Source organism: Allomuricauda sp. M10, from assembly GCF_020782875.1.
GTDB lineage: Bacteria > Bacteroidota > Bacteroidia > Flavobacteriales > Flavobacteriaceae > Flagellimonas.
The window spans coordinates 1-25,290 of record NZ_JAJGBN010000005.1 but is presented as its reverse complement, the minus strand read 5'-3'; the positions used below and the strand labels follow the sequence as shown (position 1 = coordinate 25,290).

26 protein-coding genes and 1 pseudogene are annotated in these 25,290 nt (G+C 42.9%); 12 read left to right on the top strand and 15 right to left on the bottom strand.

Going from position 1 to position 25,290, the window contains the following annotated elements; all coding sequences use genetic code 11:
• Nucleotide 1 precedes the first annotated feature (1 nt).
• From LKX84_RS13130 to glgB, 6 genes are all read right to left on the bottom strand, one after another.
• Nucleotides 2-2,263 (bottom strand): AAA family ATPase, encoded by a 2,262-nt coding sequence (locus LKX84_RS13130; RefSeq protein WP_228237626.1) that lies wholly within the window; start codon nucleotides 2,261-2,263, stop codon nucleotides 2-4.
• A 112-nt stretch (nucleotides 2,264-2,375) separates the two neighbouring features.
• The gene (locus LKX84_RS13125; protein WP_228237625.1) at nucleotides 2,376-3,293 is read right to left on the bottom strand and encodes a polysaccharide deacetylase family protein; all 918 of its coding nucleotides are present in this window, start codon (nucleotides 3,291-3,293) and stop codon (nucleotides 2,376-2,378) included.
• 4 nt (nucleotides 3,294-3,297) lie between these two features.
• Nucleotides 3,298-4,617: an MFS transporter gene (locus LKX84_RS13120; RefSeq protein ID WP_228237624.1), complete on the bottom strand. Its 1,320-nt coding sequence runs from the start codon at nucleotides 4,615-4,617 to the stop codon at nucleotides 3,298-3,300.
• A gap of 116 nt (nucleotides 4,618-4,733) precedes the next feature.
• Complete coding sequence (locus tag LKX84_RS13115) at nucleotides 4,734-5,543, bottom strand: M48 family metallopeptidase (protein WP_228237623.1); 810 nt, start codon at nucleotides 5,541-5,543, stop codon at nucleotides 4,734-4,736.
• A 38-nt stretch (nucleotides 5,544-5,581) separates the two neighbouring features.
• Entirely contained in the window at nucleotides 5,582-7,981 is a 2,400-nt protein-coding gene (locus tag LKX84_RS13110; protein ID WP_228237622.1) for a glycoside hydrolase family 31 protein, read from the bottom strand.
• 96 nt (nucleotides 7,982-8,077) lie between these two features.
• A complete protein-coding gene (gene glgB / locus LKX84_RS13105; protein ID WP_228237621.1) occupies nucleotides 8,078-9,973 on the bottom strand; it encodes a 1,4-alpha-glucan branching protein GlgB in 1,896 nt (631 codons plus the stop codon).
• A gap of 161 nt (nucleotides 9,974-10,134) precedes the next feature.
• On the opposite strand from glgB, the gene LKX84_RS13100 reads away from it, so the two are divergent.
• From LKX84_RS13100 to LKX84_RS13075, 6 genes are all read left to right on the top strand, one after another.
• Nucleotides 10,135-10,713: a collagen-like protein gene (locus LKX84_RS13100; protein ID WP_228237620.1), complete on the top strand. Its 579-nt coding sequence runs from the start codon at nucleotides 10,135-10,137 to the stop codon at nucleotides 10,711-10,713.
• Between the two features lie 116 nt (nucleotides 10,714-10,829).
• Nucleotides 10,830-11,324, top strand: coding sequence for a peptide-methionine (R)-S-oxide reductase MsrB (msrB, locus tag LKX84_RS13095; protein ID WP_228237619.1), 495 nt, complete (start codon nucleotides 10,830-10,832; stop codon nucleotides 11,322-11,324).
• A gap of 4 nt (nucleotides 11,325-11,328) precedes the next feature.
• Entirely contained in the window at nucleotides 11,329-11,733 is a 405-nt protein-coding gene (msrB, locus tag LKX84_RS13090; protein WP_228237618.1) for a peptide-methionine (R)-S-oxide reductase MsrB, read from the top strand.
• A gap of 5 nt (nucleotides 11,734-11,738) precedes the next feature.
• Entirely contained in the window at nucleotides 11,739-12,275 is a 537-nt protein-coding gene (locus tag LKX84_RS13085) for a DUF1572 family protein (protein WP_228237617.1), read from the top strand.
• Between the two features lie 120 nt (nucleotides 12,276-12,395).
• Nucleotides 12,396-13,784, top strand: a complete 1,389-nt coding sequence (lpdA, locus tag LKX84_RS13080; RefSeq protein ID WP_228237616.1) for a dihydrolipoyl dehydrogenase — start codon at nucleotides 12,396-12,398, stop codon at nucleotides 13,782-13,784.
• Nucleotides 13,785-13,792: 8 nt separating this feature from the next.
• On the top strand, nucleotides 13,793-14,074 hold the full coding sequence (locus LKX84_RS13075) for a DUF3817 domain-containing protein (RefSeq protein ID WP_228237615.1): 282 nt from the start codon (nucleotides 13,793-13,795) through the stop codon (nucleotides 14,072-14,074).
• On the opposite strand, the gene aroQ is transcribed toward LKX84_RS13075, so the two are convergent.
• From aroQ to LKX84_RS13060, 3 genes are all read right to left on the bottom strand, one after another.
• The gene (gene aroQ, locus LKX84_RS13070) at nucleotides 14,066-14,482 is read right to left on the bottom strand and encodes a type II 3-dehydroquinate dehydratase (RefSeq protein WP_228237614.1); all 417 of its coding nucleotides are present in this window, start codon (nucleotides 14,480-14,482) and stop codon (nucleotides 14,066-14,068) included. The genes LKX84_RS13075 and aroQ overlap by 9 nt on opposite strands.
• A gap of 69 nt (nucleotides 14,483-14,551) precedes the next feature.
• Entirely contained in the window at nucleotides 14,552-15,013 is a 462-nt protein-coding gene (locus tag LKX84_RS13065; RefSeq protein ID WP_228237613.1) for a hypothetical protein, read from the bottom strand.
• A 77-nt stretch (nucleotides 15,014-15,090) separates the two neighbouring features.
• On the bottom strand, nucleotides 15,091-15,603 hold the full coding sequence (locus LKX84_RS13060; protein ID WP_228237612.1) for a hypothetical protein: 513 nt from the start codon (nucleotides 15,601-15,603) through the stop codon (nucleotides 15,091-15,093).
• Between the two features lie 215 nt (nucleotides 15,604-15,818).
• On the opposite strand from LKX84_RS13060, the gene xerD reads away from it, so the two are divergent.
• Complete coding sequence (gene xerD / locus LKX84_RS13055; protein ID WP_228237611.1) at nucleotides 15,819-16,715, top strand: site-specific tyrosine recombinase XerD; 897 nt, start codon at nucleotides 15,819-15,821, stop codon at nucleotides 16,713-16,715.
• Nucleotide 16,716: 1 nt separating this feature from the next.
• Here the strand turns inward: xerD and LKX84_RS13050 are convergent, their stop codons facing one another.
• Nucleotides 16,717-17,151: a hypothetical protein gene (locus LKX84_RS13050; RefSeq protein ID WP_228237610.1), complete on the bottom strand. Its 435-nt coding sequence runs from the start codon at nucleotides 17,149-17,151 to the stop codon at nucleotides 16,717-16,719.
• A 177-nt stretch (nucleotides 17,152-17,328) separates the two neighbouring features.
• On the bottom strand, nucleotides 17,329-18,636 hold the full coding sequence (locus tag LKX84_RS13045) for an NAD(P)/FAD-dependent oxidoreductase (protein WP_228237860.1): 1,308 nt from the start codon (nucleotides 18,634-18,636) through the stop codon (nucleotides 17,329-17,331).
• 101 nt (nucleotides 18,637-18,737) lie between these two features.
• On the opposite strand from LKX84_RS13045, the gene LKX84_RS13040 reads away from it, so the two are divergent.
• The 3 genes from LKX84_RS13040 (at nucleotide 18,738) to LKX84_RS13030 (ending at nucleotide 21,374) form a co-directional block, all read left to right on the top strand.
• Entirely contained in the window at nucleotides 18,738-20,165 is a 1,428-nt protein-coding gene (locus LKX84_RS13040) for an amidohydrolase (RefSeq protein WP_228237609.1), read from the top strand.
• 67 nt (nucleotides 20,166-20,232) lie between these two features.
• Complete coding sequence (locus LKX84_RS13035) at nucleotides 20,233-20,727, top strand: RNA polymerase sigma factor (RefSeq protein ID WP_228237608.1); 495 nt, start codon at nucleotides 20,233-20,235, stop codon at nucleotides 20,725-20,727.
• 2 nt (nucleotides 20,728-20,729) lie between these two features.
• Nucleotides 20,730-21,374, top strand: coding sequence for a hypothetical protein (locus tag LKX84_RS13030; protein ID WP_228237607.1), 645 nt, complete (start codon nucleotides 20,730-20,732; stop codon nucleotides 21,372-21,374).
• On the opposite strand, the gene LKX84_RS13025 is transcribed toward LKX84_RS13030, so the two are convergent.
• Both LKX84_RS13025 and LKX84_RS13020 read right to left on the bottom strand, forming a co-directional pair.
• The gene (locus LKX84_RS13025; protein WP_228237606.1) at nucleotides 21,371-22,183 is read right to left on the bottom strand and encodes a lysophospholipid acyltransferase family protein; all 813 of its coding nucleotides are present in this window, start codon (nucleotides 22,181-22,183) and stop codon (nucleotides 21,371-21,373) included. The two genes, LKX84_RS13030 and LKX84_RS13025, sit on opposite strands and share 4 nt — an antisense overlap.
• Before the next feature lie 37 nt (nucleotides 22,184-22,220).
• Entirely contained in the window at nucleotides 22,221-22,862 is a 642-nt protein-coding gene (locus LKX84_RS13020) for an NUDIX hydrolase (RefSeq protein ID WP_228237605.1), read from the bottom strand.
• Here LKX84_RS13020 and LKX84_RS13015 point away from each other — a divergent pair.
• Together LKX84_RS13015 and LKX84_RS13010 are read left to right on the top strand one after the other, a co-directional pair.
• On the top strand, nucleotides 22,861-23,577 hold the full coding sequence (locus tag LKX84_RS13015; RefSeq protein ID WP_228237604.1) for a peptidylprolyl isomerase: 717 nt from the start codon (nucleotides 22,861-22,863) through the stop codon (nucleotides 23,575-23,577). The two genes, LKX84_RS13020 and LKX84_RS13015, sit on opposite strands and share 2 nt — an antisense overlap.
• Nucleotides 23,578-23,627: 50 nt before the next feature.
• On the top strand, nucleotides 23,628-24,350 hold the full coding sequence (locus LKX84_RS13010; protein ID WP_228237603.1) for a dienelactone hydrolase family protein: 723 nt from the start codon (nucleotides 23,628-23,630) through the stop codon (nucleotides 24,348-24,350).
• 30 nt (nucleotides 24,351-24,380) lie between these two features.
• On the opposite strand, the gene LKX84_RS13005 is transcribed toward LKX84_RS13010, so the two are convergent.
• Nucleotides 24,381-25,052: a bifunctional 4-hydroxy-2-oxoglutarate aldolase/2-dehydro-3-deoxy-phosphogluconate aldolase gene (locus tag LKX84_RS13005; protein WP_228237602.1), complete on the bottom strand. Its 672-nt coding sequence runs from the start codon at nucleotides 25,050-25,052 to the stop codon at nucleotides 24,381-24,383.
• Nucleotides 25,053-25,127: 75 nt separating this feature from the next.
• Nucleotides 25,128-25,290 (bottom strand): annotated as a pseudogene (locus tag LKX84_RS13000) (sugar kinase); the annotation flags it as partial.

Genomic DNA, 25,290 nt, shown 5'->3' with positions numbered 1-25,290 from the left:
CCTAATTAGTTTTGTCTTTATATTTTTTGATTAATTCATCTAACTCTTTTTCTTTGGTCTCTAATTTTTCTCTAAATTGTTCCAGTTCATCCTCAAATTGTTCGCTCTCTTTTAACCTATTTATATTCTCTTTTATACTCTCTTGTTCAGAGGCATTGGATGATTTAGACAACATTAATTCTAATTCCTCAATAGTTTTTTTTGGTGCAGGGTCGACTGTATCAAATAACTTTTGAAGTATGTCTCGGTAAGTAAAGGACCATGTATCCGTTTGATTTTTTAGAGCCACTATTTCATTCTCAACGATCGATAGTTCAATAAACTGTTCTCTATCTAATCCAGCTATCATTAAAGGGCTGTGCGTCGTGAAAATAAACTGCGTTTGAGGAAATGTTTCCCTAAGAATATCAATAAAAGAAGACTGCCATACAGGGTGAATCGAAGTATCTACTTCATCTAAAATTAAAACAGCATTCTCTTTAAATGCAGATTTCGGTTCTGAAAGTGGAAACGTGTTTACAAATCTTTGAAGTAAATATCCAATCCAACCAATTACGATCTTGAAACCTTGGCTTACCATATACAATGGCACTCCATTAGGTGAATCATAAGTAGTTACCCATACTTCAGGCGGGTCGACAGCTTTGACGGTTTTAAAGTTTATTCCTTTTTTGGTGATTTTTGAAATGATAATAAAAGCTTCGTTTATTAAAGATTCTTCTTTACTAACTTCTTTTGCGTGTTCTTTATTCTTGACAGAATCAAAATAAAGATTTGCTATCCAACCAGCAAATGAGCGTAACCTGAAATCGTCAGAATTATTTATTAAGGGAAGTAAATCATTTATATGAGGTTGAGTAATTTTATTAGAAATAAACTCTGATTGATTTATTGCATCATTTCCACGTGCTTGTGGGAAACCCACAATAAGTGATTTTAAGTTGTATTTGTTATATACAATTTGAAAATCTCCATTTGGAACAATCGAAATATCATTTCCATTGTCATTAGCAGAAAATTTCAATTCATTATAGAACTTATCTCCATCAATAGAATAATCTAAGCGAATAGAGCCCTCATTATAAATCAACCCACTCTCAGTGAAGTTTTGAATTTTTAGGAAGCCCATCTTTGCCTTTTCATCAATTCTCTTATGATTATGACCTATAACTGCAAGTGCAAGAGCTCTCAGAATAGTACTTTTGCCTGTCCCGTTTTCCCCAATCAAACAGGTCAAATCTTTATTAAAGTCTAATTCTAAATTTGAAAAGTGCCCAATATTTATTAGGTGCAATTTGGAAAGTCTTATGTTCGGTTTGTGTTGTTTTAAAGCTTCAAAGATCAAATTATCAAATTCTTCATACGAACTGAAATTATTAAATTCGGATGAATATCTAGTGCTCAATGTTGAAGCTAAGATTTCAAACTCCTTTCCTTTGGTTATATTTACAGAATCAAAATCTTTCTCAATAAATCCCTTTTGTGTTAACACAAAAAAGCGAACACCAAGTTTCTTGCATTTGTCTGCAATTTCAAAAATTAAGTTTTCATTTTGATGTACGTCAAATGGAGCGATAATAAAAACAACATTAGTATCTTTTTTAACCTCCTTTGCAGAACTTATTTCTATAAAATCAACCGATTTGTCGGATGCAAATTGATTGATAATATGTTTGTATTTGTCTATTACGCTTTCTTTATTTCCATTTGTAAAATAGTATGCCTTTCTGGTGATGAGGGAATCCTTAGAGGCTAAGTCATTTTGTTGCTCAAGAACGTATGCTATGGTTTCTTGGGGTTTGTTTTTTGCATAAGATTCTGGAAGGACTATAGGGTTACCATCTAAAGATAGATGAACAAGTTTTTTCAAATTTTTAATTTCCTCCGGTAAATAGGAAATTTGATTGTTTTCGAGAAATAAATGGGTCAGGTTTGTTAAGTTGCCGATTTCTCTTGGCAACTCTGTTATTTTGTTGTTCTCTATTCTTAGTTGAACCAAATTATTTAATTTACCAATTTCTATAGGTAGATTTGAAATTTGATTGTTTCCTAATAATAAAAGTTGAAGTTTATTTAAATTGCCAATCTCAGCGGGAATAGAGGTGATTTTATTGTTTCTGATGTAAAATCTATTAAGGTTGGCCAAGGAACCAATTGAGGGAGGTATTTCTGTTATTTGGTTATTTTCTACATGAAGATGGATCTCCGCAGCGGGAACAGCGGGAAATGTAGTTAATCCTTTATTATTAAGATTTGTTGGCATCTTATTAGGTTTAAATTGTCATAATTAGCACTAGCTTCAACTTGTTTATATAAGCACAAAATACATCCATATACCCCCAAAAGGGAGCATAATCGATGCTTTTCATTATCCTTTATTTCTTCAGCAAGGAACCCAATTCTTTCCAAGTCACTACGTGAATGTTTTCCTCCTGCAAGATTTTGGCACATGCCTCACTGGTGAAGAAATCAAAGTCCTGTTGGCGCCATTGCGCCCCCCAATATGGATGATTGTAAGACATCCCTTGGGTTTCCATATTATCGTACCCGCAATGAATGATCATCACATGCAGGCCCGGTTTTAGGTTGCGAAGCGCATTGGCATAATAGTCGGCCATGCTGTTCTCATAATCGGGGATATTGGCCCCCAAAATATCATTGATCACCACAGGCATCTTGGTACCGTCCGCACCACCCAACTGTTCTATTTGATGGTTCACCATAGCTGGAATACCAAACTCCTTGGCCAATTTAACATACAACTCATAATATCTAGGGTCACTGGAAAACAAGCACCCCATGTGGCTGTCCAAATGGGTAGGTTGTATGCCCATGGCAATCGCCTTCTTGATCTGGGCCCTGAGTTCCATCTCCACTTCCTCTATTTTGGCATGTTCCCAAAGCTGGGCACAATCGGGGTAGAAATAACCATTCTCGTCCAACAAACTGGAAACCTGCCCAGCAGGGGCCACCGGACCCCAACGAAGGTATTCCCACTCACTGGTCAAGGTAAGGTGTATGCCCATATCATGATCCGGATGAGCCTTGGCATAGGCTGCCACTTCGGCCAACCAGGGCGTGGGCACCATAATACTGGCACTTTTTACCGACCCTTCGGCAAAAGCCTTAAACGTAGCTTGGTTTACCGTATGGAGAACCCCTAGGTCGTCCGCATGAATGATGAGTAATTTGGCATCGGCAGGATAGCCCGATTGTTCTGCCAAGGATTTTTGGCCATAAAGTGTTGTCCCTAAACACAAGAATGCAAGGGCGATGGTGAATAGCTGTTTCATTTGTTTAGTCTTTGGATTTGACCCTAATCAACAAAAAGATACCAATTAAAAAGAATACACCCAAAAAGATGGTGCTGTTTCGCATGCTACCGGTCAGTTGTGCCACCACTCCGTACAAAAAGGTTCCTATGATGATTCCGATTTTTTCGGCCACATCATAAAAACTGAAAAACGAAGTGGTATCGGTGGTATCGGGTAAAAATTTGGAATACGTGGAGCGGGAAAGTGCCTGAATGCCCCCCATCACAACGCCTACCAATCCGGCTGCCGTGTAAAAATCCATCGGGGTCTGTAAAAAATAGGCATACACACAGAGCATGGCCCAAATGATGTTGATTACGATCAACGTACGGATATTACCAAAAACCTTGGAACACCAGGCCGTTACCGTGGCACCAAGGATTGCTACCAACTGAATGACCAAAATACTGATGATTAATCCTGTAGTTCTTTCACTATCGGTACCCCAGGCAATTTCTTCCTCACCAAAATACGTAGCGATCAACATAATGGTCTGCACCGCCATACTGTATACGAAGAAGGCGCCCAAGTAGCGTTTCAGTCGGACATTTTCGCCCAACTGGTGCCACACACTTTTTAATTCCTTAAATCCGTTCAGGATGATGTGTTGCCTTGCCCCTTCCCTTTTGTATCCTTTCGGAAGATTGGCAAACGTGTATTGGCTAAAAAGCATCCACCAGATACCTACGGAAATAAAAGAGTATTTCATGGCCTTGATCTCGGCTACCTCACCTTCATTGGTGATGCCGAACACATCAGGTTTCATGACCATGGCCAAGTTGAAGACCAATAAGATGACGCTTCCAATATATCCGAGGGAAAAACCCTTGGCACTGATCCGATCTTGCTGTTCAGGATAGGCAATATCCGGCAAATAGGAATTATTGATGGCAAAACTTACCCAAAAGCCCACCAATCCGAAGAAATAACAAACCAATCCGAAGTAAATGTTCTCCAAGGAAAACCAATACAGCCCAATGCAAGAAACCGCACCGAGGTAGCAGAAAAATTTCAAGAAAACCTTTTTGTTGCCCAAATAATCGGCGACACCCGATACTAACGGAGTAACAATGGCAATAAAAACGAATGCCAGGGAGGTAACATAACTGATCAAGGGAGCGCGGGCAATCTCGCCACCAAAAATGGTCACTTTTTCAATGCCCGCCACCCGAAAAAGGGCACCGTAGAAAATGGGGAATATGGCCGATGAAATTACAAGACTATATACAGAATTGGCCCAATCGTAAAACGCCCAAGCGTTCAATAATTTTTTAGTCCCCTTTAGTGCCAACACCTGTTCCATATGTAGTGGTTTAAAAGAAAAATGTCATCTCGAATTCATTTTAAAAAATCTAACTATAATTTATCAGATTTCCCGTTTTGTCCGAAATGACATTTTATGTGTTTTTGGTTTTCACGCTATTTGAACGAAGTTACCCCAAATTTCCTTGCCTCTTGTTTGGCAGCTGGGGCCCAGGCCGTTAAATTACTGATCCTGGTATCGTTGGATGGGTGCGTGCTCAAAAATTCTGGTGGCGCCTGTCCGCCTGATTGTGCTTTCATACGTTCCCACAATCTGGCCGCTTCATCCGGGTTGTAACCTGCAATGGCCATGATTTGCAACCCAATTCGGTCGGCCTCGGTTTCATGGCTTCTGCTAAAGGGCAGCATGACCCCAACAGTTGAACCCAGACCATAAGCGGTGTTGAACATGTTTCTTTTCTCGGGATCTTGAATGGCAACATTCCCTGCAACCGCACCAATTTGCTGGATCATTCCGGCACTCATCCGTTGTGCGCCATGGTCAGCCAAGGCATGAGCCACTTCGTGACCCATTACTACGGCTACTCCGGTTTCATTTTGGGTGATGGGCAGAATACCTGTATAGACCACAATCTTGCCGCCCGGCATACACCAAGCGTTGACGGTCTCATCCTGTACCAAATTGTATTCCCATTGGTAATCCTTCAAATACCCGGGATAACCATTGGCATCCAACCAACGTTCCGCTGCAGACGCGATCCGTTGCCCTACCCTGGTGATCATTTGGGCATCTGTGGTGCCCTTCACCACTTTATTCTCGGACAAAAACTCGTCATACTGGGCAAATGCCATCGGAAACATTTGGCTGTTCGAATAAAAATTCAAGGTGCTTTTTCCCGTAAAAGGATTTGTTTTACAGGAAAAAACGGCCAAAAAAACGGCTATGGATAGAACTAACTTTTTCATATTGTTAACAGTGTTTAGTACTAGTAAAGTACAAAAAATTATTTTCCGAATATGTGGAGCTCGGTGAAATCCTTGCTGACCTCAATGGAATTATTTCCATTCAATTTGATGTCCTTCAAGTTCACTTCCTCATTGTCCAACTCAACGGTACCGATGATAAAAGGCAACCCGTGAAGGGTCAATTTGAATTTTTCATACGGGGTGATGTAATTCCCATCCTTGAACTGTTGTATGATCAATTCATTGTTTCTACCCGTCAATCGGAACCTACGTAGACTGTACCTTCCTTTCTTGTAATCGTACCCGTCCTGTTGGTCTTCGTACACGATGGAATTTTCATTGCCTTCCTTGTAGTACACATCAATGCCCAACTCGGTAATGGCTTTTTCCCCTACGTATTGTTGTACGGGATATTTTGGGATCATCGCCCCGGCCTTCACATACAACGGAACCCTGTGGATCTCGGCGGGAACCCAACGTTCCATTCCACCGGAAACCAATTCATCGGTCCAATAATTGTACCAATCGCCTTTGGGGAAATACATTCTTCTTCCTTGGGCATTGGGCTCCTGTACCGGACAAACCAACATTTGCTCCCCGAACAAGAATTCATCCGTACGGAAATGGGTCTGTTGATCTTCTTGGTCATAGAACACCAAAGATTGTAGCATGGGCATGCCATCTTTGATGTATTTGTAGAACATGGTATACAGATAAGGCAACAATTGGTACCTCAACTCAATAAATTCTTTTACGATGCCCGTAATCTCTTCCCCGAAGGACCAAGGCTCTTGATCACCATGATCCCCGCTGGAATGCACTCGGCAAAACGGATGGAAAATGGCCAATTGGATCCAACGTGCGAACAATTCACCATTGGGCTGCTCGGCAAATCCACCGATATCGGAACCCACAAAGGAGTAACCGCTCATACACATGCGTTGCATCTGTACGTTGGCGATCCAAAGGTGTTCCCAAGTGGCTACGTTGTCCCCCGTCCAAGTGGCACAATATCGCTGTGTTCCTGAGTAAGCGGCGCGGGTAAGCACAAAAGGCCTACGAGGGAAGGTAAACTTTTTGACCCCTTCGTAAGTGGCCCTAACCATTTGCATTCCATACACGTTATGTGCTTTTCTATGGCTACAGGGATGACCGTCATAATCGTGACGTACGTCCAAGTTTGCCGTTTTGGAGGGCACTTCCATTACGGCGGGTTCGTTCATATCGTTCCAAACGCCACGAACGCCCATACCTGCGATCATTTCTTTATACAATCCGGCCCACCATTCGCGTACATCAGGATCGGTGAAATCAGGAAACTTGCATTCCCCTGGCCAAACTTTCCCTTTAAAATGGGGTCCATCGGCCCTTCGGCAGAAAAATCCATTGTCCATGGCCTGCTGGTACACCCAATAATCACGGTCTATCTTAATCCCCGGATCGATCATGGTGATCACTTTAAAGCCATCCTGCTCCATCTCCTCGATCATTTTCTTGGGATTCGGGAAATAGCGGTTGTTCCAAGTGAAACATCTAAAGCCTTCCATATAATCGATGTCCAGATAAATGGCATCACAAGGAATTTGGTGTTCCCTGAAAGCGGAAGCAATCTCCTTTACCTTGCTCTCTGGATAATAACTCCATTTGGATTGATGAAACCCAAGTGCCCACATTGGGGGGAGTTCCGGAACTCCGGTCAAATCGGTATAGGATTCCACCACATGACTCATTTTGGGACCGTAGAAAAAATAATAGTTCATTTCTCCTCCATCGGCCCAAAAGCTGGTCACTGTCCTTTTTTCGTTGGCAAAATCGAAATAGGTACTAAAAGAGTTATCGAAGAAAATACCATAGGCGATACCTTCCTTTAACCCAACATAGAAAGGAATGGCCTTGTACAAAGGCTCTTGATCCTTGCCATAAGCATAGGAATCGGTCACCCAATTGTTCACCCTTTTTCCCTTCAAGTTGGTGTGAGAGGCCTTGTCCCCCATTCCGTAATAACTTTCACCGGAATGACAGACCTTGCTCATTTTTACGATGTTTCCACCGTAATCAAAGTTCTCTTCCCAGTGGAAGCCCAGTTCTTCTTCGTTCAGCACCACATCCTTCAAATCGGTGATCTGGACCTTTAGGTCCGTTTTGTTCACATAAATCTTGATCTTGGATGTAGTGATCACATATTCGGGAATTTCTTCCTTCACCTTGAGTTCGTTGTAGCCCAAGTTCACATCTTCGCTGATGGCATAGGAAAAATCGGGTTCAAAAACGTACTCGGTTGCGTACCGAAATCGTACCACACTATCTCTGAGTATGGTTATCTGTAGGATCACCCCGTTTTGGGTGGTGAAGTATATCTTGTCGTTTTCTTGTTTAAAATCGACTATATGGTTGGGGAACTGGTTCCCTCTTCTCTCTATTTCCGTGTTGGTTATCATCTCTGGTCAATTGAGGCTAACAAAAGAAACACATTAGCGCGAATAATGAAAAAGATGTTGTGAACTTCAATAAACTATAACGTTATAGTATGTTGGTTACTTGTACACCACCACTGATAATGGCGGTAAAGTCATCACAACTGATTGGTAGTGTCCGTTCCAAGGGGTCTTTGCAGGCTTCATGGTTTTCTTACCCATTCCACTACCGGCGTACCTTGTATCATCACTGTTGAAAACCAATTTAAGGGCCGATGTTTTGGGTACCCCTACCCTATAATTTTCTCGGGGAACAGGTGTAAAGTTACAGACAACGATGAGGTCATCCTTGGGATCTTTGCCCTTTCTGATGAAGGAAATGACCGAATTTTCATGATCGTTGTATTCTATCCATTGGAATCCTGCCGGGTTGAATTGATTTTCATATAAGGCCGGATTGTTTTTATACATTTTGTTCAGATCCTTTACGGTTTCCTGTATTCCTGAATGGAAAGCGTATTGGGTCAAGTGCCAATCCAGACTTTGCAAAAAGTTCCATTCTGAGGATTGACCGAATTCACCACCCATGAACAACAGGTTAGCACCAGGGTGGGTGAACATGTATCCGAACATCAACCTTAAATTGGCAAAACGTTGCCATTCGTCACCTGGCATGCGGTACAAAAGCGAATTTTTGCCATAGACCACCTCATCATGCGAGAGGGGCAACATAAAATTCTCGGTGAAGGCATAGGTCAAACCGAAGGTGATGTTATTCAGATCATAAGACCGATAAATAGGCTCTTTTTTGAAGAACTCCAAGGTATCGTGCATCCAACCCATCATCCATTTCATACCAAAGCCAAGACCGCCATAATGGACTGGTTTGGTTACACCGCTAAAAGCGGTGGATTCCTCAGCAATGGTTTGTATTCCTTTAAAACTGGCATATACTTCTTGGTTCATTTCCCGAAGGAAAGACATGGCCTCCAAATTCTCGTTGTTGCCATACATGTTGGGCTCCCATTCACCATCTTCCCTGGAATAATCCAAGTATAGCATGGAGGCAACGGCATCTACGCGTAATCCATCCACATGGTATTGATCCAACCAAAAAACAGCGTTACTGATCAAAAAGGCCCGAACTTCGTTCCTTCCATAATTGAAGATGAGGCTTTTCCAATCCGGATGGTAACCCCTTCTTCTATCGGGATGTTCATATAGATGGGAACCATCAAAATAGCCCAATCCATGGGCATCCTCAGGAAAATGGGATGGCACCCAATCCAGGATCACCCCAATGCCCTTTTGATGGAATTTATCCACCAGAACCTTAAAATCCTCTGGTTTCCCAAATCGGGAAGTAGGCGCAAAATACCCGGTGAGCTGATACCCCCAAGAAGGATCGTACGGATATTCCATTACTGGCATGAACTCCACATGGGTAAAGCCCATTTCGTCAACATAATTAACTAGCTCATCAGCCATTTCTAAATAGGTGAGCGACTCCCAACCATGCTTTTTCTTCCAAGAACCCAAATGCACTTCGTAAACGGAATATGGCTTGTCCAAGCCATTTTTATCCTCACGGGTGTCCATCCAGTCTTGGTCCTTCCATTTGTAGGGCGCATCCCAAACCAATGAAGCAGTATTGGGCGGTAACTCGCAAAACCGAGCAAACGGATCGGCCTTTTCGGTCCACATATCGTTGTTATGCGAATGGATCTTGTATTTGTATTTGGTGCCTTTGTCAACACCGGAGATAAATCCTTCCCAAATACCACTGCTGTCCCAACGCACATTCAGTTCATGTTCCCCTGCATTCCAATAATTAAAGTCCCCGATCACACTAACCGACTTGGCCGATGGTGCCCAAACGGCAAAATAGGCACCTTTTACCCCATTGACTTCGGTAAGATGGGAACCCAATTTATTGTACAATCTAAAGTGTTTACCGGCCTTAAAAAGGTCGATATCAAAATCGGTAAAAAAACTGTGTGGAACTACCTTGGACATAAATGAGGATTTAAGATTTACAATAATACACATCTTTGGCCAAGAATTCGATATTGACAACTTCTTTGCCTATTAAAACAACATTTTTTAAAAATTGGAACGCTTTTTGATTTTCTTGCAGTAACAAACAAAAAATGAAGACAAATCAAAAATCCAAAATCATGAATAAATTTAGTACAATTTTCGGGGCAGTTCTAGTAATGTTTACCGTGGCCTGTGAAGGTCCACAAGGCCCTCCCGGGTATGACGGACTTGATGGGTTGGACGGACTTGACGGTCTGGATGGTATTCAAGGACAAGTGGTGGAAGTTGAGGGTGTGACCTTCGATTATGATGCCGGCTCCAACCTTTTTAGCACCTTGATCACGTTTTCGGACATTACGGATTTTGAAGTTTTCGAATCCGATGCCGTTTTGGTTTACCGTCATGATGGTGTGATCGACCTTTCCGATGGTTCCACTGCTGATGCCTGGAGCCAATTACCACAAAATTTCTTCTTGCCAGAAGGTACCATGCAATATGTATTTGCACACACTTTTGTGGATTTGGAACTTTTTATAGACGGTAATTTTGACCTTTCCACTTTGGACTCAGGGTTTACCGACAACCAGATTTTCAGGATCGTGTTCATACCAAGCGAATATGCCACATCATCCAAATTGGACACCTCCAAAATTGAAAACGTAATGTCCGCCTTGGGCATTAAAGAAGATAAAGTATTGAAATTGGATCTGAATTGATTCCTTTTAAAGTGTTACCTTAAAGTCCCATTGTTTTTCAGTGGGACTTTTTTGTTAAATCGAAATCAATTCTGAAAGGATAGCGGATTTTAACCGTCTATTCATAAAAACGAAACATGGGAAAAAGATTGCTATTGATGGTACTTGTTGTTTTTATTGGCTGCAAGGGAACCTCACAGGAAGAGAAAAAAGAAAATAAAAAAGAAACCACTTTCAAGGTCAACAAAACGGATGCGGAATGGCGTTCCGAATTGACAGACGCACAGTATTATGTGCTTCGCAAAGAAGCGACAGAAAATGCTTTTTCCAGTAATCTACTCAAAATCAAAACAAAAGGCACCTACGTTTGTGCAGGATGTGGCACGCCCGTTTTCCGTAGCGAACATAAATTTGATTCCGGGACCGGTTGGCCCAGTTTTGATCAAGAAATTGAAGGTAACGTTGCCTATGACGTGGATTACAAGATCGGCGTTGCCCGAACAGAAGAGCATTGCGCCGTTTGCGGTGGGCATTTGGGGCATGTGTTCAATGATGGACCAAGGGAAACCACTGGAAAAAGACATTGTATTAACGGCGTAGCCCTTAACTTTATCCCCGACACAAAAAAATAAATACATGGACAAAAAATATGGTGTTCAAAAATCTGAGCAGGAATGGCAAAATGAGCTTTCCCGTGAGGAATATTATGTTTTGAGGCAAAAAGGTACCGAAAGGCCCTTTACCGGCGAATACAACCTACATTTTGAAAACGGCGACTACCATTGCAAAGCTTGTAATGCCAAGCTTTTTGAAAGCGACCATAAATTTGAAAGTGGTTGTGGCTGGCCTTCCTTTGATCAAGCGGTTGAAGGTGCCATTGAGTACATTCGTGACACATCCCACGGCATGATCCGCACCGAAACCCTATGTACCAATTGCGGAAGCCATTTGGGCCATGTGTTCAATGATGGACCAAGGGAAACTACTGGGCAACGTTATTGCATCAATTCGGTGAGTATCGGTTTCGACCCAAAAGATTGATGGTTATGGATTTTCAGGAAAACTATCCGGCAAACGTCAAATTTGAATTCCATCGTTACAAAACCTTGGGAGACAATACATTTGCCCAACTTTCCGAAAATGATATCCACTGGGCCTATAGCGAAAGTGACAATTCCATTGCCCTGATCGTAAAACATATGGTGGGCAATATGCTGAGCAGATGGACCCATTTTTTGACCGAGGATGGCGAAAAATCATGGCGTAATCGTGAAATGGAATTTGAAAATCCCTATTCAACAAAAAAAGAAATGCTATCGGCTTGGGAGCAAGGCTGGGAATGCTTGTTCAGTGCTTTGGACAGTATTGACTCTTCCAACTTTGCCAATAAAATTACGATACGTGGTCAGGAGCACACCATTGTGGAAGCCATCAACAGACAAGTGGCCCACTACTCCAGTCATGTTGGCCAAATCGTATTGCTCGGAAAAATGATCAAGGGTTCCGATTGGCAGTCGCTTTCCATTCCAAAAGGGGGCTCCGAGGCCTTCAATCAAAAGATGTTCGGTTCCCAGCAAAGCTGATTTCACAAACATTCTCATTTTTGGTTTTTTTCAACTTGGGATTTGGAGTTTGAATTCCGTACTTTTGCACCTGCCCGCTCTTAGGCAGGCTTCGAATCTAACAACTAAAATCAAGATCTAATGAGCAAGTTCGATGTTATTGTTTTGGGAAGTGGTCCCGGTGGATATGTTGCCGCTATCAGGGCCTCACAATTAGGTTTCAAAACAGCTATTATTGAAAAGGAAAATTTGGGAGGTATCTGCCTCAATTGGGGTTGTATCCCAACGAAAGCCCTTTTAAAATCCGCTCAGGTTTTTGAATATTTGAAGCATGCCGAAAGCTATGGATTGAGTGCCAAAGAAGTTGATTATGATTTCGGGGCCGTAGTGGGCAGGAGCCGTGGCGTTGCCGATGGCATGAGCAAGGGTGTTCAATTTTTGATGAAGAAAAACAAAATTGAGGTCATCAACGGTTTTGGAAAACTAAAACCCGGTAAAAAGGTGGAGGTAAAATCCGAAAGCGGAACCACCGAATACAGTGCTGACCATATCATCATAGCAACCGGAGCACGCAGCCGCCAGTTGCCAAGCCTTCCACAAGATGGCAAAAAAGTCATCGGGTACCGTGAAGCCATGAGTTTGCCTTCTCAACCTAAGAAAATGATTGTTGTAGGTAGTGGTGCCATCGGCATCGAATTTGCCTACTTCTATAACTCCATGGGTACCGAAGTGACCGTTGTGGAATACCTTCCGAACATTGTTCCTGTTGAAGATGAGGATGTATCCAAACAATTGGAAAGAAGCTTTAAAAAAGCAGGTGTAAAAATCATGACTTCCGCAGAGGTGACCAAAGTGGATACTTCTGGTGAAGGCGTGAAAGCCACCATTAAAACCTCAAAAGGGGAAGAAGTGCTTGAGGCGGATATCGTCCTTTCTGCCGTAGGTATCAAAACCAATATTGAAAACATCGGTTTGGAAGAAGTTGGCATCGCTGTGGACCGTGATAAAATCCTAGTGAACGATTACTACCAAACCAATATTCCAGGATATTATGCCATCGGGGATGTCACCCCTGGTCAGGCATTGGCACACGTTGCCTCCGCCGAAGGTATCCTTTGTGTGGAAAAAATAGCTGGGATGCATGTAGAGGCCTTGGATTACGGAAATATCCCAGGTTGTACTTATTGCACCCCAGAAATCGCTTCTGTTGGTTTGACTGAAAAACAGGCCAAGGAAAAAGGATACGACATCAAAGTTGGTAAATTCCCATTCTCCGCAAGCGGAAAGGCCAAAGCAGCCGGAAACCCTGATGGTTTTGTAAAAGTGATTTTTGATGCCAAATACGGTGAATGGTTGGGTTGCCACATGATAGGTGCCGGTGTTACTGACATGATTGCCGAAGCTGTAGTTGCCAGAAAACTGGAAACTACTGGCCATGAGATCCTAAAAGCTGTCCACCCACACCCTACCATGAGCGAAGCGGTCATGGAAGCTGTGGCCGATGCTTATGGTGAAGTGATCCACCTATAATCTCAACTATGCTAAAGCTTTTTAGGGTCACTGCTATTTTAGAGGGAATTTCCTATTTGGCATTGTTCGGAATGACCATGCCCCTGAAACATTGGGCAGATATTCCAGAGCCAAATAAATATGTTGGATATGCCCATGGAATATTGTTCATTCTCTATGTGGTAGTGGCCGTAGTTTTTTGCTGGGAACGCAAATGGAACCTTAAAAGGTTCATCATCCTATTCTTGGCCTCCCTGTTGCCTTTCGGCACTTTTTACGCCGATAAAAAATACTTGAAGGTGCTAGCTTAAAAAACTCTGGATGGCCAGATCATAGCTCTGTAGGCCAAATCCCAAAATAACCCCTTTTGCCCCTGAAGAGATAAAGGAAACATGGCGGAATTCTTCCCTTTTGTGGGTATTGGAAATATGGACCTCCACAACAGGAGTGGTCACGGCTTTTACCGCATCCCCAATCCCAACGGAAGTGTGGGTATAGGAAGCAGCGTTCAGTACGATTCCATCAAAATCAAAACCTACTTCTTGGATCTTACCTATAATTTCCCCTTCAATATTGGATTGAAAATAGGATAATTCCACCTGAGGGAATTTTGCTTTCAATTGACCCAAATAGTCTTCGAATGTTGTACTACCGTAAACTTCCGGTTCTCTTTTGCCCAAAAGATTGAGATTGGGCCCGTTAATGATCATAATCTTCATGCAACCAAAAATACAATAAAAAGAAAATGGCGGGGATGTCCCGCCATTTAATATTGTTGTTAGTTCAAATCAGTTAATGGCAAATTGAAGTCCAAAACCAAAAGCGGCTACTTCATTTTCACCCACATCACTCAATGCAATAGCTGGTCTCCAGTCAAAGTTGAGCACCAAGGGCACTCCATCAACCTTAAAATCGATTCCTGCATGGGGACGTAGGGCAAAAATATTATCAAAATCCTTGATGAAGATAATACTTGGTCCTGCACCCGCGTACCAACGCAATCCCCTTGCCCCCACGAACTCTTTGTGGTAGGAATACAGAAAAGTTACGATGGTGGCATTGTCTTCAAAGCCCAGATCGGCCTGACCTACATGGTGGTCCGAGAAAAAGTATTTTCCGGTAGCCCCATAAAAAGTGGCTTCATCATACAAATCAATCCCAAGGCCAAGAGCAGCCTTATAATTGGTTTGGGCCTTAGCAGCCAATGAACATAGCATGGCAAAAGCCATAACAAAAAGTAATTTTTTCATTTTCGTTTTATTATAGGTTACTATTCATGGTTTTACTGTACTGATTTAGGGTTAAGCACAGTATACTTTCAAGTCTTCTAAAACAGGAAAAGCAAACCAACGGCCACCATGGAAAATTCCCAGTCGTTGCTTATGCTCATGTAGGAAACATTCAATTCCGTATTTCCTGTAATATTATATCCAATAGATGGTCTGATATAAAACCCGCCATCCATATTTTCATTCAATGCCAAGGCATAACCCACATCGGCACCAAACTTAAATTCGTAAGTAGGGTATATTCTAAGTGCTGCGGCCACCGGGATAAATTGAATATCCTCAAACTTATATGTTATGGCCCCATCCCCTAACGAATTGGATTCTCCAAAAGCATGGATAAAACCCGTGGCGATACCTGCATCGATCAATTCGGAAACACCCCAGTGATGCGCCACATCCAACCCCAATGCAAAAGTTGAATAATCAGAAGCATCACCTATGGGCATCCCTGCCAAAATACCTGCCTTAAAATTGCTCCTGTCTACACTTTGGGCCGTGGCAGTTAAACCTACCAAAGCCATAATTACTAGTAATAATGTATTTTTTCTCATGGTTGATTATTATTAGGAGCTAAACGCATTCCCAATAATTATAGTGCCCACTTGACTTAAAAATCCTATTAAAATCGATGTAATGAAATTATTTTGCCGAAAAGTATGGATTAGAAAAATCACTTTGGAACCCATTTGACCAAATGCCTTTTTGGGTTGATGGAATTGAAATGACCACCTCTGGGATGGAAGCATATTGTCATTATCTTTGACCTATGAACTGGCAACAGGCAATTCAGGATTACCAAAGCTATCTGAAGATAGAGCGTGGACTTTCCAAAAATTCCATCACCAATTATACTCTTGATCTTCAAAAGTTGGTAGGTTATTTGGAAGAAATGGAAATGGATGAAAAGCCCCTGAAAATAAGCAAGGTCACAGTTCAACAATTTATTTATGACCTTGCCAAAACGGTAAATCCACGAACACAGGCTAGGATCATTTCGGGATTAAAGGGTTTTTTCAACTACCTCATTTTTGAAGATTATCGGGAGGACAATCCGATGGAGCTCATAGAGACACCAAAAATCGGACGGAAATTACCAGATACCCTTTCCGTGGATGAAATCAATGATTTGATCCAATCCATCGACCTTTCCAAACCTGAAGGGGAACGCAACCGTGCCATTTTGGAAACTCTTTATGGTTGCGGGCTTAGGGTTTCGGAATTGATCAATCTAAAGTTATCAGACCTTTATTTTGACGAGGATTTCATCAAGGTGACCGGAAAGGGAAACAAACAGCGTTTTGTGCCGATCAGTGGCCTCAATAAAAAATACATCAACCTATACCGGGGCCAAGTGAGGGTACATTTACCCATCCATAAGGAGCATCAGGATTATGTTTTTCTTAACCGAAGGGGTAAACAGCTCACCCGGGCCATGATCTTTACCATCATCAAACAATTGGCCGAACAGATCGGGTTGAAAAAAAGCATTAGTCCCCATACCTTCCGACATTCCTTTGCCACTCATTTATTGGAAAACGGGGCCGACTTACGAGCCATTCAACAAATGTTGGGTCACGAGAGCATCACTACAACAGAAGTCTATATGCATGTGAACCGGGTCCATCTATCCAAGGTCTTGAACGAGTTCCATCCACGGAAATAAATCAAAACTTGATTCGTGTACCCATCTCCACCCGTGTTTTGAACCCATCAAAACCAATCTTACTGAAATCTCCCTGACCAAGCGGACGAACAACCCTACCCTCTATCATCAGGCCTGGGGCAGCATCATATCCCATTCCAAAATAAGCCTCTTGTAATGGAATCGGATTTGGATAGCCCCTACCCTTGTTCAACAAATCCCATTCCCGCTGATGACCACCAAATAAGTAAAGTTCTTTATTCAAATTTTGTTTCAATTGGGCCGAAACAGTAAACCGATCAGCAAAATAATTTCGGTAATGTTCCCCGCCCAAACTTATTTCAGTTCCCTCCAAAACCCTATAATGAAACCTAAACCAAGCATAATTCGATATTTTGTCGAACGAGGGGTAATCAAATCCTACAAGGTACACAGGACTTTCAAGTGAAATTGGCAATGTAGGCTTCGATTGGCTTTGGGCTTTAACCAAAATCGAAAAACAACAGACCGTAACTACAAAGATTCGGAGGTTGGACATGGCTTTTGATTTACCACAAATTAGATGATAACATATTACCTTCCAAGAAGTTTCACCAAACTTTAACGCTGAAATCCATGAAGATATATGGCAGTTCTAGTCCTGCATCAATTTGTTGCGTTCCACCTGGTTTTGCTTTTTGAAAGGTCTGATGATCAAACGGGCCTCCCTGTCAAATCGGACATAATTGTATACCCAGTTGATGAAAACCACGACGCGATTTCGAAAACCGATCAAAAAATAGAGGTGCACGAACATCCAAACGAACCAAGCAAAAACACCTTGGAACTTAAACTTGGGAAGGTCCACCACGGCTTTATTGCGGCCAACGGTGGCCATACTGCCCTTATCCCGATACACAAAAGGTTTCATGGGCTTTTCATCCAACAACCTCACCAAATTATCTCCAAGGCTTCTTCCCTGTTGAATAGCTGGTTGTGCCATCATGGGGTGCCCGTTCGGAAAATCCTCGGATTCCATTTGGGCCACATCGCCAATGGCGAAAATTTCCTTGAACCCTTCCACTTGATGAAATTGGTTCACCTTCAAACGATTGCCCCTACACATAAATTCCTTCGCATCCAATCCCTTGATGCTCACAGCGGATACTCCAGCGGCCCAGACCAAGGTTGCCGCATCAAAGGAAACATCGGTATCCGTAGTTACATGGAGACCATCATAATCGGAAACACGAATATTCTTCCACACATTTACGCCCAACCCTTCCAAGAACCGTTCGGCTTTTCGGGATGCCACTTCGCTCATGGCCGGTAACAATCGGTCTCCTGCCTGAATGAGATTGATCTGTGCCCGTCTGGTATCCAAATCAGGGTAATCCTTCGGTAAAATTCCTTTTTTGATTTCGGCCAAGGCTCCTGCCAACTCCACTCCGGTTGGCCCGCCCCCTACGATCACAAAGTTCATCAAGGCATCACGGGCATGAAGGTCATCAGTCAACAAAGCCTGTTCAAAATTCTCCAAGATCAAGCTGCGTAAATTCAAGGACTGTGGAATGGTCTTCATGGCCATACCCATGGATTCAATTCCCTTATTCCCAAAAAAATTGGTCTGAGAACCGGTAGCCACGATCAAGTAATCATAATTGATCTCACCAATGTTGGTAAAAACCTTCTTTTTGACTGTATCAATTTCAACCACATTCGCCAATCGAAAGTAGAAATTGGGATATCCCTGCAATACCTTCCGGATGGGATAGGCTATGGAATCCGGCTCCAGTCCACCGGTGGAAACCTGATAGAGCAACGGTTGGAAATTATGGTAATTATGCTTGTCCAAAAGGACCACTTGGGCTTCTTTATCCCTTAATTTTTTAGCCAAGGCTATACCTCCAAAGCCACCACCTATGATGACGAACCTCGGATTACTGGATTGTGGAATGTTCATGCTAGACATGCCTGCAAAATTACGGATTCCCACACGCTTCAAACACATTCGGGATAGGTTTTTTAGTATCTTTAAAGCCTAACTCAAAAAAACTCCATACAATGAAAAAAATTCTCCCTTTAAGTGCCCTGTTGCTCTTGGGCACTTCTACCCTATTGGCCCAAGAAAGCAAGGATGATGTATTGAAAGATCTTGATGCCAAGACCAAAAAATATGGCGAAATAGCCCATAATATCTGGGATTTTGCCGAAATGGGGTATTTGGAGGAACAAAGTTCCGGACTCTTGCAAAAAACACTGACCGATGCCGGTTTTACCGTAAAAAAAGGTATTGCAGGTATTCCAACCGCATTTGTGGCCGAGTATGGCTCCGGTTATCCTGTAATCGCTATTTTGGGCGAGTTTGATGCGCTACCTGGACTTTCCCAACAAGCGGTTCCAGAAAAAGTTTCGGCCGGTAAAGCTGCCGGACATGCCTGTGGTCACCATTTATTCGGAACGGCATCTACTGCTGCTGCCATTTCTGTTAAAGATTGGTTGAAGTCGAACAAAATTCAAGGAACCATCCGTTTTTATGGTTGTCCTGCCGAAGAAGGAGGTTCTGGAAAAGTATATATGGTGCGCGAAGGGGTCTTCAATGATGTGGACATTGCCCTACACTGGCACCCTGGTGCAGCGAATGCCGCCAGTGCCGGTGCTGCTTTGGCCAACAAATCTGCCAAATTTAGGTTCCATGGTGTATCCGCACATGCTGCTGGGGCTCCTGACAAAGGTCGCTCTGCATTGGATGGTGTAGAAGCAATGGACATGATGGTGAATATGATGCGTGAGCACATTCCCCAAGATACCAGAATCCATTACGTGATCACCAACGGCGGAAAAGCCCCTAACGTAGTTCCTGATTTTGCCGAAGTGTACTATTATGCCCGTCATTTTAGCAGGGAAGTCGTTACCGATATTTTTGATCGTATCGTAAAAGCTGCCGAAGGAGCCGCTTTGGGAACAGGAACCACCATGGATTATGAAATGATCGGAGGAACACATGAATTGCTTCCGAACCTTACCGTTCAAAAAATCATGTACGACAATTTGACCAAAGTAGGCGGGGTAACCTATACCGACGAAGAAAAAGCTTTTGGCGAGAAAACCTCCCAATCCTTGGGCAAAGAGACTTTGGACCTGGCCACCGCCGAAAATATTCAACCCTACAAAGAAAGCGCGCAAGCCTATGGCTCCACCGATGTGGGTGATGTAAGCTTTACCGTTCCAACAGCCGGATTAGGAGCCGCCACCTGGGTCCCCGGAACTCCTGCCCATAGCTGGCAAGCCGTTGCCGCAGGGGGAATGTCCATCGGAACCAAAGGTATGATGGTAGCCGCCAAAACCATTGCGTTGACCGCTATTGACATATTCCAGAATCCTGATACTGTAAAAGCCGCCAAAGCAGAATTGGAAGAGCGCAGGGGCAAGGATTTTAAATATGTTCCTATGCTGGGCAACAGACCACCTGCCTTGGACTACCGTAAATAATTTTTTAGGGGTTGCTGTAACAAAAACTGCTTTATCCCTACTGATAGAGTAAACTCACCAACCATTAGTGAACAAAGAACTGGAACATCTTTTTGTGACGGAACTTGAGAACAATCAGAATATTGTTCACAAGGTGTGCAGCCTGTACACAAACGACAAGGATTCGCACAACGACCTGTTCCAGGAAATCACTATACAACTGTGGAAAGCATACCCAAAGTTTCGGGGAGATGCCAAGTTCAGCACCTGGATGTACCGCGTTGCCTTGAACACCGCCATTACGTTATACCGCAAATCCAAAAAAAGGGTGCAGACCCAGGATTACGATTCGGTCATCAATAAGATCACAGCGAAGGAGTATGACGATACGGAGGAAAAAAGGTTAAAGTTGATGTATGACGCGATAAAACAACTGGGGGACATTGAAAAAGCATTGATTTTCCTGTATTTGGAAGACAAAGACTATACAGAAATTGCCGAAACTTTGGGTATTACCGAAGTAAATGCTAGGGTGAAGATGAACAGGGTGAAAAACAAATTAAGAACCATACTAAATCCGTAGTTATGATGGATGAACTGGAGCTCTTGAAAAAAGACTGGCAAAAAAGGGAAGCCGACCTTCCCAAATTGTCGTATGACCAGATTTATAAGATGATATGGAAAAAATCCTCCTCCATTGTGAAATGGATTTTTTACATCAGTATACTCGAATTCGTTTTTTGGGCCAGTATCAATCTTATTTTCAACGATCCTGATTCCATTCAGGAACTCAAAGACCTGCACATCCATAAGGTTATCATGGTGCTCAATGTGGTCAATTATGCCATCATCCTATATTTCATCTTTAAATTTTACAACAACTATAAAAAAATCTCTTTTACCGATTCTTCCAAAAAATTGATGCAAACCATACTCAATGTAAAGCGGACCGTGACCCAATACGTTTGGTTCAACCTGATCATCTTTACCACGTATCTGATCACAAACATGTACGGCGTTTTGCTTTATGGACCAGAAGGCAAGCAAATTGTGGAAGCCGCTTCCCGCGATGGTAATTCCACCGTTTTTTGGATCATGGTCATTGGGATATCAATCGTGTTCACGGCCGTTATCCTCTTCCTGATCTGGCTATTCTACAAATTGTTGTACGGGATCTTGCTCAAAAGACTCCGAAGAAATTACAACGAACTAAAAAAATTGGAAATCTAGTTGCCCTTGTAGCTGTACCTTCTCTTTTGGTTTTCTTCCTCATATGCCAATAATTCGGATTGTGGAATCACTTTTAGGAAGGATGGGTGTTGCTCAATGGCATACTCCAATTTTTCCAAAATGGCATCAATGGATTCGTTATCGTAGTCAATTTCCAAAGGCGGTTTGATCTGCATGGATTGCAAAATTCCCTTCTTTTTAACGCGTAGTCCTTTTTTATCGAATGACCTTCTAAAACCATCGATCACGACTGGCACAACAACAGGTTTGTATTTTTTGATGATATGGGCGGTTCCCTTTCTCAAAGGCTTCCAGGGTGTTGTGGTCCCCTGCGGGAATGTGATTACCCACCCATCATCCAATGCCTTCCCAATATTGGTGATATCACTGAACTTTACCTGACGATTCACCTCTTGCCCACCTGCTCTCCAAGTCCTTTCAATACTGATTGAGCCAGCATACGCCAAAATTTTGGTCAGCAGACTTTTCTTCATGGTCTCCTTGGCGGCAACGTAATAAATGTTCAATTTCGGGTACCAGAGATAGCCCAAATTTTTGATATTATCCTCCCTACCGCTTAAACTGGCATTGAATACATGAAACATGGCTACCACATCGGCAAAATAGGTTTGGTGGTTGCTCACAAAAAGTACGTTGTTCTCAGGAAGGTCTCGGATAATTTGGGAACCCTCGATCTCCAAAGTATTGAATCCCTTATACCGTTGATGCGTCATCATGCCGGCAATGCGGATCAACCAACGTTTCAGGAACAAAATATGTCCAAAAGGATTTCTCTTGAAAAGGCCCATGGGGTTTGGTATTGTTGGCAAATTTACAAAATCGCGGTTAAAGGACTTGTTGTAAAAGCTCCCTGATTTCACTCAACATCATGGCTGTTGCACCCCAAACCGTATAACCATTTAATTTATAAGCTGGTACGTTTATATTTTTCGCATACGAAGTGCTCAAATTTTCTTGTATAAGACTCGAATCATCCATAAAATCCCGTAAATACACCTCCACCAGTTGTTCCACTTCGATTTCATCCTTCACAAAAGGACTTGGATTAGGATAAATGCCCATGAAAGGTTGCACCAAAAAATTACTGGGTGGAATGTACACTTCACTAAGTTCCTTGATGACTTGAACTGTTGATGGCAGCACTCCGACTTCCTCGTGGGTTTCCCTCAAGGCCGTATGCAACAAATCCTTGTCCTGAACCTCCAATTTACCACCGGGAAAACCAATCTGGTTGGAATGTACTCCTTCATATACTTTTCGTAAAATCAATAGCAAACGGGTTTGTTCTTCCAGATCAGGATAAAAAAGCGCCATAACCCCTGCCCTTTTAGGATTGGCATCTTCAATTTTGTTTTCCTTCAGCCATTGGATCCGCAATGCCGGGGACATTTTATGGTGGGAAACCTCACCGGGTAGTGGGAGATTTTTTAAATTTAAAGCCCGTTGATAAAATTCGTTAAAATTCATGCTGTTGAAACCATCTATCCTCACCGTGGGTATCCTATTGATCTTTTGTATTTCCTGCGGTGAAAACCCTAAAAATAACGTAGACAAAGTTGAGGAAAAAATTGAAAAAATCGACTCCATTCCTCCAGTGGAAAAAGATACCATCTCCCAAGAAAAGGATACATCCTTTGTACTGACGGAGGAAAATGCCATCGATTTCTTTTTTAACTACAACAAAACATTGAAGAAAAACAAGGTCAAAATCACTACGAACATGGGTAGTTTTACCCTTGAACTGTATGATAATGTTCCCTATCACAAGGCCAATTTCATCTATTTGGCCCGTCAAAAATATTTTGATAGCACCCAATTTCACAGGGTTGTGAAGGATTTTATCATCCAAGGGGGCAACTCCGATGACAAGAGAACAGCCTTAAAGCGCCAAAAAATAGGTCGTTACCTTTTACCTCCCGATGCCAAAAAAGGGTATCGTCATGACAGAGGAACTATTTCCATGCCAAGTAGTGAGAGGGACAATCCGCACAAATTGGCATCCCCTTATGAGTTCTTCATTGTGGTCACCAAACCGGGATCCTACCATTTGGATGGTTCCTATACCCCATTCGGAAGGGTCATTGAAGGGATGGATGTGGTGGACAAAATCAACCAAGTGACCGTTGGTGACGGGGACTGGCCGTTAAAAAATGTTTATATCCTAAAGGCTGAGGTGTTGTGACCGATTCAAAAAAAATCTAAATTAGATTTTAACGGAACAACTAACTCATAATGATTAAAACTAACAAATTCAGCTACCAAGGTACTGGCCATACCTTTGAGGGCACAATTGCCCATGATGCCAGCCTTGAAGGAAAACGACCCGTTGTAATGGTCGCCCACACTTGGATGGGACAATCCCAATTTGAAACGGACAAAGCCGTAGGACTTGCTAAACTTGGCTATTTGGCTTTTGCCGTGGATGTTTACGGGAAGGGTAAACGAGCCAAAAATGCTGAACAGGCCGAAGAATTCATGAACGAATTGCTAGAAGATCGCCAAGCACTTTTGGATAGGTTACTTTTGGCTTTTGAGGAAATTAAAAAACATGAACTGGCCGATACCGATAAAACTGCCATTATCGGGTTTTGCTTTGGAGGAAAATGCGCTTTGGATCTTGCCCGATCGGGTGTAGACATTAAAGGAACCGTCTGTTTTCATGGCATTTTTGACCCACCGGGATTGGAACAGGAGGGTGATATTCTTTCAAAAATCTTGGTATTGCATGGTTGGGAAGACCCCCTTGCGTTTCCAAAAGACATTATTTCCTTGGGATATGAGCTTACCGAAAGGAATGCCATTTGGGAAATGGACGTATTCGGACACACCGGTCATGCGTTCACCAATCCCAATGCCAATTCACCCGATCAAGGGATGATGTTCAATCAACTGGCAAACAATCGCTCTTGGCTGCGGATGATCAAGTTTTTTGAAGAGGTGTTTTCTGATCAATAAAAGAAGGAAAAGTAGTTGCACATAATTTTATCACAAGTGCTTCAATTCTTTGATTATTGATAGGACCTCTACGACTTCACTCCTGAGTCCTTCGAAATCCTTTTTGTCCAGGATTTCCTTGGAGATCAGTTGGGAGCCCATGCCCACACAGGTCACCCCGGCGGAGAACCAGGCCTTCAGGTTGGCCTCGCTGGTGTCCACCCCTCCCGTGGGCATAATGTTCGTCCAAGGTTGTGGTCCTTTGATCGCCTTCACGAACCCGGGGCCATACGTGGAACCAGGGAACAGTTTGATGACCTCCACCCCCAGTTCCTCGGCCCGGTTGATCTCCGTGAGACTGCCACAGCCCGGGCTGTACAGGACCTTTCTACGGTTGCAGGCAATGGCGATGTCCTCCCTGAGGGAAGGTGTCACGATAAAGTTCGCCCCCAATTGCATGTAGAACGAAGCGGCCGCGGCATCGGTGATGCTCCCCACCCCCATGATCATGCCCGGAAGTTCCTTCAGTGCATATTTGTTGAGCTCGGTGAACACCTCATGGGCAAAATCCCCTCTCGCCGTGAATTCCATCAACCTTGCACCGCCATCGTAACAGGACTTCAGCACCTGTTTTCCCAATTCCACATCTGCATGATAGAACAATGGCACCATGCCCGTTTCCGCCATTTTCTGTGCCACCTCTATCCTTGAATATCTTGCCATATCGTTTCTTTAACCTTATTACCCTTAGCCTTTCAACTTTGTACTTTGTACTTTGTACCTTTTACCCATTGACCCTTATCTCGCCACCCTTCCGGAAGCATCGCCTCCCATCAGTTTCTCCACCTCATCAACAGTCACCAAATTGGCATCGCCAACGATCGTATGCTTCAAGCACGAAGCGGCCACGGCAAAATTAAGCGCTTTCTGGTCATCGTTGGGCCATGTGAGCAATCCATAG